This is a genomic window from Neorhizobium sp. T25_27, assembly GCF_002968565.1.
Taxonomy (GTDB): Bacteria; Pseudomonadota; Alphaproteobacteria; order Rhizobiales; family Rhizobiaceae; genus Neorhizobium; species Neorhizobium tomejilense.
The window spans coordinates 60607-75482 of record NZ_PVBJ01000005.1 but is presented as its reverse complement, the minus strand read 5'-3'; the positions used below and the strand labels follow the sequence as shown (position 1 = coordinate 75482).

The window sequence follows — 14876 nt, the reverse complement described above, 5'->3', positions numbered from 1 at the left end:
TACGACCCCCCTGTTCCGTCAAAAAAGCCTGCAGACAGCCTTGCCGAAAGGTTAAGAGACCGGTGCAGTTGACATTCCTGTGACATCCGCCTAAACACCGCGCCAACGCCGGGCCAAAAGACCCGGTGTTTCACTGACATGTCCCGTGGTTTTCTCCGGACGCTTTCGTGAGAGACCTGTCAGAGCTCTTAAATCAGGGCTCAGAGGAGGGCGTGTTTCCTTGATCCGGCTTGGCAACAAGTCGGTGTAACTGTTTGATAAGGAAATACGATGAGCAAGCGCGAATCGTCCAAATACAAGATCGACCGCCGTATGGGCGAAAACATCTGGGGCCGTCCGAAGTCCCCGGTGAACCGCCGCGAATACGGTCCTGGCCAGCACGGCCAGCGCCGCAAGGGCAAGCTTTCCGACTTCGGCGTGCAGCTGCGCGCCAAGCAGAAGCTCAAGGGCTACTACGGCGACCTGCGCGAAAAGCAGTTCCGCTCCATCTATGACGAAGCCAACCGCCGCAAGGGCGACACTTCGGAGAACCTGATCGGTCTGCTCGAATCGCGCCTCGACGCGATCGTCTACCGCGCCAAGTTCGTTCCGACGGTCTTTGCTGCCCGCCAGTTCGTCAACCATGGCCACGTCACCGTCAACGGCGTTCGCGTCAACATCGGTTCCTACCGTTGCAAGGCCGGCGACGTCATCGAAGTCCGCCAGAAGTCGAAGCAGATGGTTACGGTTCTCGAAGCCGTTTCGCTTGCTGAACGCGACGTTCCGGACTATATCGAAGCCGACCACAACAAGATGGTTGCCACCTTCGCCCGCGTTCCAGGCCTGAGCGACGTTCCTTACGCCGTCATCATGGAACCGCAGCTGGTCGTCGAATTCTACTCGCGTTGATGAATTGCCCTTCGGGGCGGTTCCGCGACACAAAAGAAAAGCCGCCTTTCGGGGCGGCTTTTTCGTTTGATCGGACAGGTCGGCCGGAGCTGCCGCCTCACTTGGAGGCGGCTTTTTTCGTCTCGCTGGCAGGGTCCGTGGTGGTCGCGGTCGTGTCCGTGGACTGGGAGGTTGCGACAGGCGCTTCCTTCGGGCCTTCGCCCATGCGGTTCCAGGCGTCGAGGCCGGCGATCTTGTAGGCTTCGGCAAGCGTCGGGTAGTTGAACGTGTTCTCGACGAAATATTCGACGGTGCCCTTGAGGTTCAGGACTGCCTGGCCGATGTGGACGAGTTCAGTCGCCCCTTCGCCGACGATGTGGACGCCGAGCAGGCGGCGGGTCTTCAGCGAGAAGATCAGCTTCAGGAGGCCGGTATCGAGGCCCATGATGTGGCCGCGCGAGGTCTCGCGGAAGCGGGCGATGCCGCATTCATAGGGAATACCGCGCTCCTTCATTTCCTCTTCGGTGAGACCGCAGGTGGAGATTTCCGGCACGGCATAGATGCCATAGGGGAAATATTTCTGCGGTTCCTTGGCGATCGCGCCGACGGCGACGCGCGCCGCGACGCGACCCTGTTCCATCGAGGTCGAAGCAAGGCTCGGAAAGCCGACGACGTCGCCGGCGGCGTAGATGTTGGGAACGGAGGTCTCGAAGGTCTCCGGATTGACCTTGAGGCGGCCACGGCTGTCGGCCTCGAGGCCGGCTGCGGCGAGGTTTAGTGTGTCGGTGGCGCCCATGCGGCCGGCGGCGAACAGCACCATGTCGGTAATGATCTGGCGGCCGCTGTCCACGTGCACCATAACCTTGCCGTCCGGCAGCCGTTCCACCTTGTCCGCCTTCTGGCCGAGCAGCAGTTTCATGTTGCGGTCGCGCAGCTGGTAGGTGAAGTCTTCGACGATTTCCTTGTCGATGAAGTCGAGCATGGTCGGCTTCGGATCGATAACGGTCACGGCAGCATCCAGTGCACTGAAGATCGTCGCATATTCGATGCCGATAACGCCGGCGCCGATGACCACCATCGAACGGGGGAGCTGGTCGATTTCGAGCAGCTCGTCGCTGTCGAGAACCGTCTTGCCGTCGAACGGCATGTAGTCGGGGCGGAAAGGCTTGGTGCCGACCGCGAGCAGGATCGACTTGCCCATGACGTGCATGACGTCGCCGTCGTCCTTGGCGATTGCCATCGTGTCGGGCGTGACGAAAGTCGCCTTGCCGCGGATGCTCTGGACGCGGTTGCGGGCGAACTGGTGTTCCAGCACTTCGACCTCATGGTCGAGCGTGATCAGCAGGCGGCGACGCAGATCCTCCGCACTGATCTCCTGCTTGACCCGGTAGGCCTTGCCGTAGAAGCCGCGCTCGCGCCAGCCGGACAGGTTGAGCGCCGTTTCGCGCAGCGTCTTCGACGGGATCGTGCCGGTATGGACCGAAACGCCTCCGACCCGCTTGCCCTGTTCGACGACCAGAACCTTCTTGTCGAGCTTGGCTGCCTGGATGGCCGCGCGGCGACCGGCCGGTCCGCTGCCGACGACGATGAGGTCGTATTGGTTCATGGGATGCTCCGCTCCGAATCTGACGGCTGCCGCAATGCGGCAGCACTCACGAATCCCTTTGTAGCCACCTATTCTAAAGTTTTGATTGCGGCTCGTCCAAGCCTTGATTTCAATCTGTATGCATCAATTTTGTGCACTGCAAGAATTGCTGAAAAATTAACTTGACGGAGGTCCGGAAATGCCGTCCATTCGGACCAATCAGAAATTGGTACGATAAATGGTACAGGATAAAGCGGGCGAGGCTCATGACAATTCGAGCTATGCGCTGGATCGCCTGAGGGAGCTTTTAAGGGCGGGAGAATTCGGTTCTGAGGGCCGCCTGCCGACCGAACGCGCTTTGACCGATATGCTCGGCATCAGCCGGCGCGCGGTGCGACGTGCACTCGAGGTGCTCGAATCCGAAGGCCTCATCTGGCGTCGCCAGGGCTCAGGCACGTTTATCGGCGAAAGGCCGAGCGAGTGGAGCAACCATGTGGGCGCAATCGTCGCCGGCACGGATTTCATGGAGATCATGGAAGTCCGTTTGAGGATCGAGCCGCAGCTCGCCCAGCTCGCGGCCATGCGCGCCAAGCCGGCGGATATCGCCAAGATGTACGAGATCGCCTCGAAGATCATCGAGAGCAGCGATGCCGACGCCCGCGAACTGTGGGATGGAACGCTGCACCGGCTGATCGCCCAGAGCGCCGGCAACCAGCTTTTCCTGTCGATTTTCGACGTCATCAATCGCGTCCGCCAGGACGAGGCATGGCGCGCGATCCGCGAGCGCGCCCGCTCCAGCGGCAATGCGGTCAACATCTCGTTTGCCCAGCACAAGACCATCATTGAGGCGATCGCCGCGCGTGATCCGGTGCAGGCGGGGGAGGCGATGCGCGAACACCTGCTGATGCTTCAGGAGCGGCTCATCCGTGCGACGTCGCTTGGCTCCGTGGAACAGGGGTCGCTCAGCGAAGCAAGCTGAATGGCCGCCACGCGGCCCACCACAGAAGCCGGAAACCGGCCAAGACTAAAAACAGGAACCTAAAAACAAGAGAGGAATGTTTATCATGATGCGACTTACCAAGCTTACGACCGCGCTGCTGGCCGGCGCGCTTTTCGCCTTTCCGGCGCTTGCGGTCGATTTGCGCATCGGCCTGCAGGACGATGCCGACGTTCTCGATCCGGCCCAGTCCCGCACCTTCGTCGGACGTATCGTCTATACCGCCATGTGCGACAAGCTGGTCGACGTTTCGCCCGACCTGAAGATCGTCCCGCAGCTCGCCACCGAGTGGAAATGGTCCGCCGACGGCAAGGAACTGACGATGAAGATCCGCGAGGGCGTCAAGTTCCATGACGACACCCCGCTCGATGCCACCGCCGTGGTTGCCACAATCGAACGTAACATGACCCTGCCGGAATCGCGCCGCAAGAGCGAGCTGACCTCCGTCGCCAAGGTCGAGGCGACAGGCCCGCTGGAAGTCAAGTTCACCCTGAAGTCCCCGGACGTGACGCTGCTCGCCCAGCTCTCCGACCGCGCCGGCATGATCGTATCGCCGACCGCCGCCAAGGCGCTCGGCGCCAATTTCGGCTCCAAGCCGGTGTGCGCCGGCCCGTTCAAGTTTGTCGAGCGCGTCCAGCAGGACCGCATCGTGCTCGAAAAGTTCAAGGATTACTGGGCCAAGGACAAGATTTTCGTCGACAAGGTCACTTACCTGCCGATCCCGGATACGACCGTCCGCCTCGCCAACCTGCAGTCGGGCGACCTCGACTTCATCGAGCGTCTGGCTCCGACCGACGTTACCGCCGTCAAGGGCAATTCGGGCCTGAAATTCGACGCGACCGTCAACATCGGGTACATGGCTCTTTACGCCAATATCGCCAACGGTGCGCGCGCCGACAATCCGTTCGGCAAGGACAAGCGCCTGCGCCAGGCCTTCTCGCTGGCGATCGACCGCGACGCCATGAACCAGATCGTCTACGAAGGCACCGCCGTCGGCGGCAATCAGCCGTTCCCGCCGAACAGCCCGTGGTTCAACAAGGCGATCCCGGTTCCGGCCCGCGACGTCGCCAAGGCCAAGGCTCTCATCAAGGCCGCCGGCTTCGATCGTGTCCCGGTCGAGTTGCAGATCCCGAACAATCCGGTCGCCCAGCAGATGATGCAGATCCTGCAGTCGATGGTCGCTGAGGCCGGTTTCGACGTCAGCCTGAAGTCGACCGAGTTCGCCACCCTGCTCGAAGAGCAGACCCGAGGCAACTTCCAGCTCAGCCGCTCCGACTGGTCCGGCCGTGTCGATCCTGATGGCAACATCCATCAGTTCATCAGCTGCAAGGGCGGCATCAACGACGTGAAATACTGCAATCCGGACGTCGACAAGCTGCTCAACGAAGCACGCGCCTCGACCGACGACGCGGTCCGCAAGCAGAAATATGACGCAGCTTCCGTGATCCTCAACGAAGACATGCCGGTCATCTATCTCGGCCATCAGTCTTGGATCTGGGCTTACAAGAAGAACATTACCGGCTTCGTGGCCAGTCCGGACGGCATGATCCGCCTGCAAGGCGTCAAGAAGGGCTAAGCCTCCTATGCCGCACGGGAGTAGACCCGTGCGGCACTTTTCCGCATCGCTTCGTAACAATGTTGCTCAACGGGGGACGGCGTCATGCCTGTCTACATCGGAAAGCGTCTGCTGGTCGCCATCCCGACCTTGCTGATCATCTCCATCTTTGTCTTTTCATTGCAGAAACTGCTGCCCGGCGATCCCATTCTGGCGATGGCCGGTGAGGAGCGTGACCCTGCGGTCATCGAATTCCTGCGCGACAAATACCGGCTGAACGATCCGGTCGTGGTGCAATATTTCTATTGGCTCGGCGGCGTGCTGACCGGCGACTTCGGCATCTCGCTGCGCACCAACCAGCCGGTCCTGGAGCTGATCCTCCAGAAGCTGCCGGTGACGATCCAGCTTGCGGTGATGGCGATGTTCTTCGCCATGCTGATCGGTATTCCGATCGGCATCCTGGCGGCGGTCAAGAAGAACACGTTCATCGACTACATCGCCAATGTGCTGGCGCTGACCGGCCTGTCGATCCCGAATTTCTGGCTCGGCATCATGCTCATCCTGTTGATCTCGGTGCAGCTCGGCTGGCTGCCGGCTTCTGGCTTCGAGTCGATCTTCGTCGATCCCGTCCGGTCCCTGCAGACCATGGTCATGCCGGCCTTCGTGCTCGGCAATGCGCTGGCGGCGACGCTGATGCGCCATACCCGCTCGGCGATGATCGGCGTGCTCAGCGCCGACTATATCCGCACCGCCCGCGCCAAGGGTCTGTCGCCGCGCGAAGTGGTGCTCAGCCACAGTTTCCGCAATGCGCTTCTGCCGGTCGTGACGCTGTCGGCGCTGCTGTTCGGGGAACTGCTCGCCGGTGCGGTGCTGACCGAACAGATCTTCACCATCCCGGGCTTCGGCAAGCTCATCGTCGATGCTGTCTTCAACCGCGACTATGCGGTGGTGCAGGGCGTCGTTCTGTGCACGGCAGTCGGCTTCATCCTGATGAACCTCATCGCCGACGTGCTTTACGTCCTCCTCAATCCGCGTCTGAGGGCCACCCTATGACCACGATCGACCAAGCGCCGCCGGTTGCGGCAGCCAAGCGCGACAAGAGCCGCGCCTGGCGAAAGATGAAGAAGAACAGGAGCGCGCTGGTCGGCGCCGTCATCGTCCTGTTCTTCACAATCCTGGCAGTCAGCGCCCCGATCCTGCCGATCATCGATCCCGTCGCGACGAGCTGGACGGCGATCCGCAAGGCACCTTCGGCCATGTACTGGCTCGGCACCGACGATCTTGGCCGGGACATTCTTTCACGGATGATCTGGGGCGCCCAGGCATCGCTGATGGCCGGGGTGTTCTCGGTCGCCATTGCGGTCGGCATCGGCGTGCCCTTCGGCCTGATCTCGGGTTATTTCGGCGGCTGGGTGGATATGGTGATCTCGCGGATCACAGAAGCCCTGCTCGCCATGCCTTTCCTGATCATGGCGATCGCGCTGGCGGCATTTTTAGGCCCGAGCCTGATGAATGCGATGATCGCCATCGGCCTGTCCGCCATGCCGATCTTCGTACGGCTGACCCGCGGTCAGGTCCTGGCGGTCAAGACGGAGGACTATGTCGAAGGCGCACGCGCCGTTGGCCTGAACCACTTCGAAATCATGACCCGCTATATCCTGCCCAACGTCTTCGCGCCGATCATCGTCCAGGCGACGCTGACGATCGCAACCGCGATCATCGCCGAGGCGAGCCTTTCCTTCCTCGGCCTCGGCCAGCAGCCGCCAGCCCCCTCCTGGGGCTCTATGCTGAACGTCGCCAAGAACTTCCTGAGCCAGGCTCCCTGGATGGCGATGTGGCCGGGCGCGGCGATCTTCCTCGTCGTCATCGGCTTCAATCTCCTCGGCGATGGCCTGCGCGATGCGCTGGATCCCCGCGAGGCATGACGGCCGCGCCAAGCATGATTTGAAAGGACCAACACCCATGACTGAATTCACCACACGGCCGGAAATCCTCGGCACGTTCGGGGTCGTCACCTCAACCCACTGGATCGCCTCGGCCGTCGGCATGGCGATCCTCGAAAAGGGCGGCAATGCCTTCGATGCGGCCGTCGCGACCGGCTTCGTGCTGCAGATCGTCGAGCCGCATCTCTGCGGCCCGGGCGGCGACATGCCGGCCATCTTCTACTCGAAGAAGAAGGACAAGGTCGAAGTCATCTGCGCCCAGGGACCTGCACCGGCCGGCGCGACGATCGAGCACTACACGTCGGAAGGCCTGAAGCTGATCCCCGGCGACGGGCTGCTGGCGACCGTCATCCCCGGCGCCTTCGACGGCTGGATGCTGTTGCTGCGCGACTACGGCACGATGAGCATGCGCGACGTGCTCGAGCCGGCGATCTATTACGCCGAGCACGGCCACCCGATGCTTGCCCGCGTTTCGGCCACCATCAAGGGGCTGGCGAACTTCTTCGAGACCGAATGGCCGACGTCCTACGCGACCTGGCTTCCGGGCGGCGTGGCTCCCGAAGCGCAGAGCAATTTCAAAAATCCGGTGCTTGCCGAGACCTGGAAGCGTCTCATCGCCGAGGCTGAAGCCAAGACCGGCCGCGACAACAAGATCGAGGCGGCCCGGGACGCCTTCTACCGCGGCTTCGTGGCCGAGGCGATCGACCGCTACGTCTCGACGGCGGAAGTCATGGATGCGAGCGGCTCCCGCCACAAGGGTGTGCTGACCGCCGACGACATGGCCAACTGGCAGGCGACCGTCGAGGCGCCGCAGACCTACGACTATCACGACTGGACCGTTGCCAAGACGCCGGCCTGGGGGCAGGGGCCGGTGCTCCTGCAGTCCCTGGCGCTGCTGAAGGGCTTTGATCTCTCGGCGATGGATCCGGCCGGTCCGGATTTCGTGCATGTCGTCGTCGAGGCCATGAAGCTCGCCTTCGCCGATCGAGAAGTCTATTATGGCGACCCGGATTTCGCGCAGATCCCGACCGAATACCTGCTCTCGGAAGGCTACAATGCCGAGCGCCGCAAGCTGATCGGCAGCCAAGCCTCGCTCGAACTGCGGCCAGGCCGCGTGCCCGGTTACGACCACCAGTTCGACCTCACCATGGGCATGCTGGCGGAAGTGAGCGGCAAGGGCGCGGTCTACGAGCCGACCATGTCGCATCTCACGGAGAAGCGCGGCGATACGGTCCATATCGACGTCATCGACCGCTGGGGCAACATGGTCTCGACCACGCCGTCGGGCGGCTGGCTGCAATCCTCGCCGATCGTGCCCGGCCTCGGTTTCGCCCTGAACTCCCGCGCCCAGATGTTCTGGCTGAAGCCCGGCCTGCCGACTTCGCTCGAGCCGGGCAAACGTCCGCGCACGACGCTCACCCCGTCGCTGGCTCTGCACCAGGGTCGCCCGACGCTGGTGTTCGGCACACCCGGCGGCGACCAGCAGGACCAGTGGCAGCTGCCCTTCTTCCTGCGTTACGTCCACCACAAGCCGAACCTGCAGGCGGCGATCGACATGCCGCTGTTCCACACCACGCATTTCCCCGGCTCCTTCTATCCGCGCACCAGCCAGCCGGGGAACATCATGGTGGAGAGCAATATCGGTGCCGACGTGCTCGCCGAGCTGCGCAGCCGCGGCCACCAGATCACGGTGGCGGATCCCTGGAGCGTCGGCCGCCTGACCGCGGCTCGCCGCGACGCCGACGGATTGCTGCGGGCGGCGGCGACGCCGCGCCTGATGCAGGCCTATGCGGTTGGGAGATAGCCATGACCTGGTCCATCGTCGCACGCGATCCAGAAACGGGTCACTTCGGAATTTCGGTTGCCAGCCGCTTCTTCGCGGTCGGCGCCGCAGTGCCGCACATCAAGGGCAGGGTAGGCGCCGTCGCCACCCAGGCCTTCGTCAGCCCGCTCTACGGTACGGACGGATTGAAACTGCTGGAGGAGGGCAAGAGCCCGCAGGAGATCATCGAGGTGCTGACGGCGCGCGACGACGGCCGCCGCCAGCGCCAGTTCCACCTGATCGACGCCAACGGCCGCAACGCCGCCTATACCGGCGAAATCTGCGTCGACTGGGCCGGCCATCTGGTCGATGACAACGTCTCCGTTGCCGGCAACATGCTGGCCGGGCCGCAGGTGATCGCCGAGACGCTGCGGGTCTATAAGCAAAAGGCGGACGAAGGCGCGCCGCTCGCCGAGCGCCTGCTTGCGGCCATGGATGCAGGCGAGGCCGCCGGCGGTGACAAGCGCGGCAAGCAGTCTGCGGCACTCGTTCTCTATCGCGACCAGGATTACCCCTGGCTGCGCATCAATGCCGACGATCACGCCGATCCGCTCGGCGAACTGCGCCGGCTCTATGCGGTAGCGCAGGAGCGTTTCCTGCATGTGGCCGAAACCATGCCGACCCGCGAAAACCCGCACGGCATGATCGACCGACGGGTCATCGACCAGAAGATCGCCGAGCTGGAAGCCGCCCGCGAAGCGGAAGGCCGCGCCTCGGCCTCCTTTGCCACTCCCTGGAAGCCCCAATGACGGAAGCCCCCAAGACGGAAGCCCCAATGACCGAGACACCTGTTCTTTCCGTCAGGAACCTGACGACATCCTTCCTCGTCGACGGCGAATGGAAAAGCGTCGTCCGCGACGTCTCCTTCGATGTGCATCCGGGTGAGACGGTCGCGATCGTCGGCGAAAGCGGCTCCGGCAAGAGCGTCACCTCGCTGTCGATCATGCGGCTGCTTGCGGCCAACACGAGCAAGATCGAGGGCAGCATCCTGCTCTCCGGCCGGGATCTCCTGTCGATCTCCGAAAAGGAGATGCGGGGTGTGCGCGGCAACGACGCCTCGATGATCTTCCAGGAGCCGATGACCTCGCTCAACCCTATCTTCACGATCGGGCGGCAGATCTCGGAAGTGCTGACGCGCCACAAGGGACTGTCGAAATCGCAGGCGCGCGCCGAAACAGTGCGGCTGCTCGAAAAGGTCCGCATCCCGAACGCCGGCGCCCGGTTCGACGACTACCCGCACCAGTTCTCCGGCGGCATGCGCCAGCGCGTCATGATCGCCATGGCCTTGGCCTCGAAACCCAGGCTGTTGATCGCCGACGAACCGACGACCGCGCTCGATGTCACCATCCAGGGACAGATTCTCGACCTGATCAAGGTATTGCAGGAAGAGGAGGGCATGTCGGTGCTCTTCATTACCCATGACATGGGTGTCGTCGCCGAGATCGCCGACCGCACCATCGTCATGTATCGCGGCGAGGCGGTCGAAAGCGGTCCGACCGAGGAGATCTTCCATCGCGGCAAGCACCCGTATACGCGGGCGCTTCTCTCCGCCGTGCCGCGGCTCGGCTCGATGCAGGACCGCAAATGGCCGACCCGTTTCCCGGTCGTCGACATCGCTACCGGCGAGACTGCCGAGCCCAAGGAAGTCGCCGGCACGGTCGATACCCGAAAAACCCCGGTACTGGCCGTCAAGAACCTCGTCACCCGCTTCGCCGTCCGCTCCGGCCTCTTTGCGACGCAGACGGGTTCCGTCCACGCGGTCGAGAACATTTCCTTCGATCTCTTCCAGGGAGAGACCTTGTCACTGGTCGGTGAATCCGGCTGTGGCAAGTCGACGACTGGCCGCTCAATCATGCGGCTGATCGAGCCCACCAGCGGCGACGTGGCGCTCGATGGCTACGATGTCCTGCGCCTCGACCAGACGGGCCTGCGCGACATGCGCAAGACCATCCAGATGATCTTCCAGGATCCGTTCTCGTCGCTCAATCCGCGCATGACCGTCGGCGCCGCAATCTCCGAGCCCTTCGTCAAGCACAAGCTCGGCAACGCCAAGGAGGCCAAGGAAAAGACCGCCGACCTGCTCCGCAAGGTCGGCCTGTCGCCCGACATGGCAGGCCGTTATCCGCATGAATTTTCCGGCGGCCAGCGCCAGCGCATCGCCATTGCCCGCGCCCTGTCGCTCGATCCGAAGGTGATCGTCGCCGACGAAAGCGTTTCGGCACTCGACGTCTCAATCAAGGCGCAGGTCTGCAACCTGCTCCTCGACTTGCAGCAGAGTCTCAACCTCGCATTCCTGTTCATCAGCCACGACATGGCGGTTGTCGAGCGGGTCAGCCATCGGGTGGCGGTCATGTATCTCGGCGAAATCGTCGAGATCGGCCCTCGTGCTGCAGTGTTCGAAAACCCGCAGCATCCTTATACGAGGAAGCTGATGGCCGCCGTTCCGGTGCCGGATCCGGCCCGCCGAGGCATCCGCCGGGGCATTTCCAACGACGAGCTGAAGAGCCCGGTCCGTCCGATGGGTTTCCAGCCGCCGGCACGCCAGTATCGCGAGGTTTCCGAAGGCCATCTGGTGCAGGTGGCCTGAGGGCCGACGCTCAGGCGGCTGGCCTGCGGCTCTCGACGAGCGCCCTGATCCGTTGGGCATCGTCCGCAGTGACCGGATTGAAGATGACGAGGCCGAGGTCCGGTCGACCGTCGACGGCGAAGGACGAATATTCAAGCATGAGATCGCCAGCCGTCTCGTGACGGAAGTGCTTGAGGCCCTCTCCGTAGCTCTGGATATCGTAGTCCCGCCAGATGGCTTGGAACTCGGCGCTTGCGTTGCCGAGTTCGCCGACCAGTGCCTGCACCGCCTCCGACGCGCCGATGCGGGCCGCTTCGGCACGGAAGGCGGCGACGGCAGAACGCGCGTCACGCTCCCAGTTGACCATATGCCCCCGGACCCGGTCGTTGAGGAAGATCAGCTTCAGAATGTTGCGTTCTTCCGGCGGCAGGGTGGCATAGTCGGTCATCACCACCGCTGCCGCGTCGTTCCAGGCAACGACGTCCCAGAGTGGCGTGCGCACGACGGCTGGGCTGTAGACCAGCGAATCGAGCACGCGCTGAAGCTGCGGAGTGACAGGCTCGAAAGATCGGAAGCGCATTTCGGGCGGCCGGTGCTGCGCCAGCAGGAAAAGGTGCTCGCGCTCGGCGTCGTTCAGCGACAGGGCCTTGGCGAGCCGGTCGAGCACATCCGCGGAGGGCGCGCCGCCGCGGCCCTGTTCGAGCCAGGTGTACCAGGTGGCGCTGACATTGGCGCGCTGTGCCACTTCCTCGCGCCGAAGGCCGGGCGTGCGCCGGCGTGTCGAGGGTATTCCGAAGGCGGCCGGGCTCAATTTGGCCCGGCGGTCCTTCAGATAGTTTCCGAGAAGGTTTTCGTCCTCAATCGTCGGCATGCCCAGCCTGTTAGTACCTATACCGGTAAGTCGTCACGGCTTTTTCGCCATCCGCAAAACCCTATCACAGCCTCGTCAGACAACTGAAGAGGCCTATCATGCGTGTTTTTGTAACCGGCGCGACCGGGTTCGTCGGCTCCGCCGTCGTCAAGGAACTGATCGAGGCAGGCCATCAGGTCCTGGGCCTTGCCCGCTCGGATGCTTCCGCCGAGGCGCTTGCGATCGCCGGCGCCGAGGTGCATCGCGGCACCCTGGAGGATCTGGAAAGCCTGAAAAGCGGAGCTGCCGTTTCGAACGCCGTCATCCACACCGGCTTCATCCACGACTTTTCGAAATTCAGGGAGAGTTGCGAGATCGACCGGCGCGCCATCGAAGCGCTTGGCGATGCACTTGCCGACACCGACCGGCCCCTGATCGTCACCTCCGGCACCGGCCTTCTTTCGCCGGGCCAACTGGCGACCGAAGAAACGCCGCCCGCCTACGGCTCACCGGTTCCGCGCGTCTCGGAACAGACGGCATTCTCGGTGACCTCGGGCCTGCGCGTGTCGGTCGTCCGGCTTCCGCCTTCGGTGCATGGCGACGGCGACCACGGCTTCGTCCCGATCCTCATCGACACGGCCCGCCGGAAAGGCGTCTCGGCCTATGTCGGCGATGGAGCCAACCAGTGGCCCGCAGTGCATCGGTTCGATGCCGCCCGGCTGTACAGGCTTGTGCTGGAGAAGGGCGTTGCGGGCGCGCGGTATCATGCGGTCGCCGATGAGGGTATTCCGTTCCGCGACATCGCCGGCGTGATCGGAAAGCGGCTGAACCTGCCGGTGGTCGCGAAATCGCATGACGAGGCGGCCGAACATTTCGGGTGGTTCGCGCATTTCGTGGGAATCGACAACCGGGCTTCGAGCGATTGGACACGGGGACGGCTAGGCTGGCAACCTACCCGACCGGGATTGATCGCGGATCTGGACCGGGAGGCCTATTTCGCTGCCTGAGGCAGCGAAAATTCAGATCAGCCTCAACCCCTTCAGGCTGACATGCCCGTCCTTGCCGATGATGATGTGGTCGTGCACCGTGATGCCGAGAGGTTTTGCGGTGTCGACGATCGTCTTCGTCATGTCGATATCGGCGCGCGATGGCGTCGGATCGCCGCTCGGATGGTTGTGGACGAGGATGATCGCGGTCGCCGACAGTTCGAGCGCCCGGCGCACGACTTCGCGCGGATAGACAGGCGTATGGTCGACGGTACCGTGGCCCTGCACCTCGTCGGCGATCAGCGCATTCCGCTTGTCGAGGAAGAGGATGCGGAACTGTTCGCGTGGCTCGTAGGCCATGATCGCATGGCAGTAATCGATGACCGAAGACCAGGAGGACAGGACCTGCTTGCCGCGCAGCTCGCTTTTCAGCATCCGGTGACCGACGGTCGCGACGAGCTTCAGGTCGAGCGCCACCGCCTCGCCGACGCCCTTGACCTCCTGCAGCAATCCGAGCGGCGCCCCCATGACTCCGGCAAGCGTTCCGAACCGGGCGATCAGCGCCTTGGCAAGCGGTTTCGTATCGCGGCGCGGGATCGACCGGAACAGCAGGAGTTCAAGGATTTCATAGTCGGCAAGTCCGGTATCGCCATGTTCGCGATACTTGGTTTTGAGGCGCTCGCGGTGACCGTGGTAATGCGCGCCGGGCTCTTCGTCGTCCATCGAGGCCGGTTTCTTGATGGCTTTGGGCTTGGTCAGCTGCTCGGCGAAAAAGCCGCGCTCGTCCTCGATGAAGGACGTCTGTTCGTCCGGTGGAGGAGCGGAGCGGCTGGCCATCCCTTACCTCGAAAGCGGTGGCAGGCCGGGTCGGTCGAAACCTCCGGGCGACAAGGTGAATATCTCGCAGCCGGTGGCGGTGACGCCGATCGCATGTTCGTATTGCGCTGACAGCGACCGGTCGCGGGTCACCGCCGTCCAGCCATCGGAAAGCACCTTCACATGCGGCTTGCCGAGATTGATCATCGGCTCGATGGTAAAGATCATCCCTTCCTTCATCTCCGGACCCTCGTCGGCGCGGCCGTAATGGAGGATGTTCGGCGAGTCGTGAAAAAGCCGGCCGACCCCATGGCCGCAGAAATCGCGCACCACGGAGCAGCGTTCCGCTTCCGCATAGGTCTGGATCGCCTCGCCGATTGCGCCGGTGCGGGCGCCGGGACGCACCGCCTCGATGCCGCGCATCAGGCATTCGTAGGTGACTTCGAGCAGGCGTTCGGAGGCGCGCTTGATCCCGCCCACCGGATACATGCGGCTCGAATCCCCGTGCCAGCCATCGAGGATGTAGGTGACGTCGATATTGACGATATCACCCTCCCGCAAAGGCTTGTCGTCCGGAATGCCGTGGCAGACGACGTGATTGATCGAGGTGCAGGAGGATTTCGTGTAGCCGCGATAGTTCAGCGTCGCCGGCAGCGCCCCGTGGTCCATGCCGAACTCGAAAACGAAGCGATCTATCGCGTTGGTGGTGACGCCGGGCTGCACGATCGTTGCAAGCTCGTCGAGGCAGCGGGCGGTCAGCAGGCAGGCCTTGCGCATGCCGGCAAAGTCTTCCGCATTATAGAGGCGGATCGCACCCGTATTCTTCAGGGGGGCGGAAACCGCCTCGATATAGTTGACCATGGTTCTTCTCTCGCAATCTCTCCGTTCA

13 protein-coding genes are annotated in these 14876 nt (G+C 63.2%); 9 read left to right on the top strand and 4 right to left on the bottom strand.

Annotated features, from left to right (window positions below; all coding sequences use genetic code 11):
* The first annotated feature begins 270 nt into the window (after positions 1-270).
* Positions 271-888 carry a 30S ribosomal protein S4 gene (rpsD, locus tag C5J24_RS16005; protein WP_038542451.1) on the top strand — a complete coding sequence of 206 codons (618 nt, stop codon included), beginning with the start codon at positions 271-273 and terminating at the stop codon, positions 886-888.
* A gap of 97 nt (positions 889-985) precedes the next feature.
* On the opposite strand, the gene sthA is transcribed toward rpsD, so the two are convergent.
* Complete coding sequence (sthA, locus tag C5J24_RS16000) at positions 986-2473, bottom strand: Si-specific NAD(P)(+) transhydrogenase (RefSeq protein ID WP_172724011.1); 1488 nt, start codon at positions 2471-2473, stop codon at positions 986-988.
* Between the two features lie 217 nt (positions 2474-2690).
* On the opposite strand from sthA, the gene C5J24_RS15995 reads away from it, so the two are divergent.
* From C5J24_RS15995 to C5J24_RS15965, 7 genes are all read left to right on the top strand, one after another.
* Positions 2691-3431: a FadR/GntR family transcriptional regulator gene (locus C5J24_RS15995; RefSeq protein WP_046606239.1), complete on the top strand. Its 741-nt coding sequence runs from the start codon at positions 2691-2693 to the stop codon at positions 3429-3431.
* 88 nt (positions 3432-3519) lie between these two features.
* On the top strand, positions 3520-5025 hold the full coding sequence (locus C5J24_RS15990) for an ABC transporter substrate-binding protein (RefSeq protein WP_105419631.1): 1506 nt from the start codon (positions 3520-3522) through the stop codon (positions 5023-5025).
* Positions 5026-5109: 84 nt separating this feature from the next.
* On the top strand, positions 5110-6057 hold the full coding sequence (locus C5J24_RS15985; RefSeq protein ID WP_046636853.1) for an ABC transporter permease: 948 nt from the start codon (positions 5110-5112) through the stop codon (positions 6055-6057).
* On the top strand, positions 6054-6929 hold the full coding sequence (locus tag C5J24_RS15980; protein ID WP_105419242.1) for an ABC transporter permease: 876 nt from the start codon (positions 6054-6056) through the stop codon (positions 6927-6929). The genes C5J24_RS15985 and C5J24_RS15980 overlap by 4 nt, the downstream gene beginning before the upstream one ends.
* Before the next feature lie 37 nt (positions 6930-6966).
* Positions 6967-8751 carry a gamma-glutamyltransferase family protein gene (locus C5J24_RS15975; RefSeq protein WP_105419240.1) on the top strand — a complete coding sequence of 595 codons (1785 nt, stop codon included), beginning with the start codon at positions 6967-6969 and terminating at the stop codon, positions 8749-8751.
* 2 nt (positions 8752-8753) lie between these two features.
* The gene (locus tag C5J24_RS15970; RefSeq protein WP_105419238.1) at positions 8754-9518 is read left to right on the top strand and encodes a DUF1028 domain-containing protein; all 765 of its coding nucleotides are present in this window, start codon (positions 8754-8756) and stop codon (positions 9516-9518) included.
* Between the two features lie 26 nt (positions 9519-9544).
* Complete coding sequence (locus C5J24_RS15965) at positions 9545-11356, top strand: ABC transporter ATP-binding protein (RefSeq protein WP_105419629.1); 1812 nt, start codon at positions 9545-9547, stop codon at positions 11354-11356.
* A gap of 10 nt (positions 11357-11366) precedes the next feature.
* Here the strand turns inward: C5J24_RS15965 and C5J24_RS15960 are convergent, their stop codons facing one another.
* Positions 11367-12206: a helix-turn-helix transcriptional regulator gene (locus tag C5J24_RS15960; protein ID WP_105419236.1), complete on the bottom strand. Its 840-nt coding sequence runs from the start codon at positions 12204-12206 to the stop codon at positions 11367-11369.
* 98 nt (positions 12207-12304) lie between these two features.
* Here C5J24_RS15960 and C5J24_RS15955 point away from each other — a divergent pair, with 98 nt between their 5' ends.
* Positions 12305-13192 carry an SDR family oxidoreductase gene (locus C5J24_RS15955; RefSeq protein ID WP_105419234.1) on the top strand — a complete coding sequence of 296 codons (888 nt, stop codon included), beginning with the start codon at positions 12305-12307 and terminating at the stop codon, positions 13190-13192.
* Positions 13193-13204: 12 nt separating this feature from the next.
* Here the strand turns inward: C5J24_RS15955 and radC are convergent, their stop codons facing one another.
* Both radC and map read right to left on the bottom strand, forming a co-directional pair.
* Positions 13205-14008 carry a DNA repair protein RadC gene (radC, locus tag C5J24_RS15950; protein ID WP_105419232.1) on the bottom strand — a complete coding sequence of 268 codons (804 nt, stop codon included), beginning with the start codon at positions 14006-14008 and terminating at the stop codon, positions 13205-13207.
* Between the two features lie 3 nt (positions 14009-14011).
* Positions 14012-14848, bottom strand: coding sequence for a type I methionyl aminopeptidase (gene map, locus C5J24_RS15945; protein WP_105419230.1), 837 nt, complete (start codon positions 14846-14848; stop codon positions 14012-14014).
* Between the last annotated feature and the right edge of the window lie 28 nt (positions 14849-14876).

Bases quoted from the DNA above. Each gene is read 5' to 3' on its own strand.
- rpsD (WP_038542451.1), top strand. From the start codon at position 271: ATGAGCAAGCGCGAATCGTCCAAATACAAGATCGACCGCCGTATGGGC.
- sthA (WP_172724011.1), bottom strand. From the start codon at position 2,473: ATGAACCAATACGACCTCATCGTCGTCGGCAGCGGACCGGCCGGTCGC.
- C5J24_RS15995 (WP_046606239.1), top strand. From the start codon at position 2,691: ATGGTACAGGATAAAGCGGGCGAGGCTCATGACAATTCGAGCTATGCG.
- C5J24_RS15990 (WP_105419631.1), top strand. From the start codon at position 3,520: ATGCGACTTACCAAGCTTACGACCGCGCTGCTGGCCGGCGCGCTTTTC.
- C5J24_RS15985 (WP_046636853.1), top strand. From the start codon at position 5,110: ATGCCTGTCTACATCGGAAAGCGTCTGCTGGTCGCCATCCCGACCTTG.
- C5J24_RS15980 (WP_105419242.1), top strand. From the start codon at position 6,054: ATGACCACGATCGACCAAGCGCCGCCGGTTGCGGCAGCCAAGCGCGAC.
- C5J24_RS15975 (WP_105419240.1), top strand. From the start codon at position 6,967: ATGACTGAATTCACCACACGGCCGGAAATCCTCGGCACGTTCGGGGTC.
- C5J24_RS15970 (WP_105419238.1), top strand. From the start codon at position 8,754: ATGACCTGGTCCATCGTCGCACGCGATCCAGAAACGGGTCACTTCGGA.
- C5J24_RS15965 (WP_105419629.1), top strand. From the start codon at position 9,545: ATGACCGAGACACCTGTTCTTTCCGTCAGGAACCTGACGACATCCTTC.
- C5J24_RS15960 (WP_105419236.1), bottom strand. From the start codon at position 12,206: ATGCCGACGATTGAGGACGAAAACCTTCTCGGAAACTATCTGAAGGAC.
- C5J24_RS15955 (WP_105419234.1), top strand. From the start codon at position 12,305: ATGCGTGTTTTTGTAACCGGCGCGACCGGGTTCGTCGGCTCCGCCGTC.
- radC (WP_105419232.1), bottom strand. From the start codon at position 14,008: ATGGCCAGCCGCTCCGCTCCTCCACCGGACGAACAGACGTCCTTCATC.
- map (WP_105419230.1), bottom strand. From the start codon at position 14,848: ATGGTCAACTATATCGAGGCGGTTTCCGCCCCCCTGAAGAATACGGGT.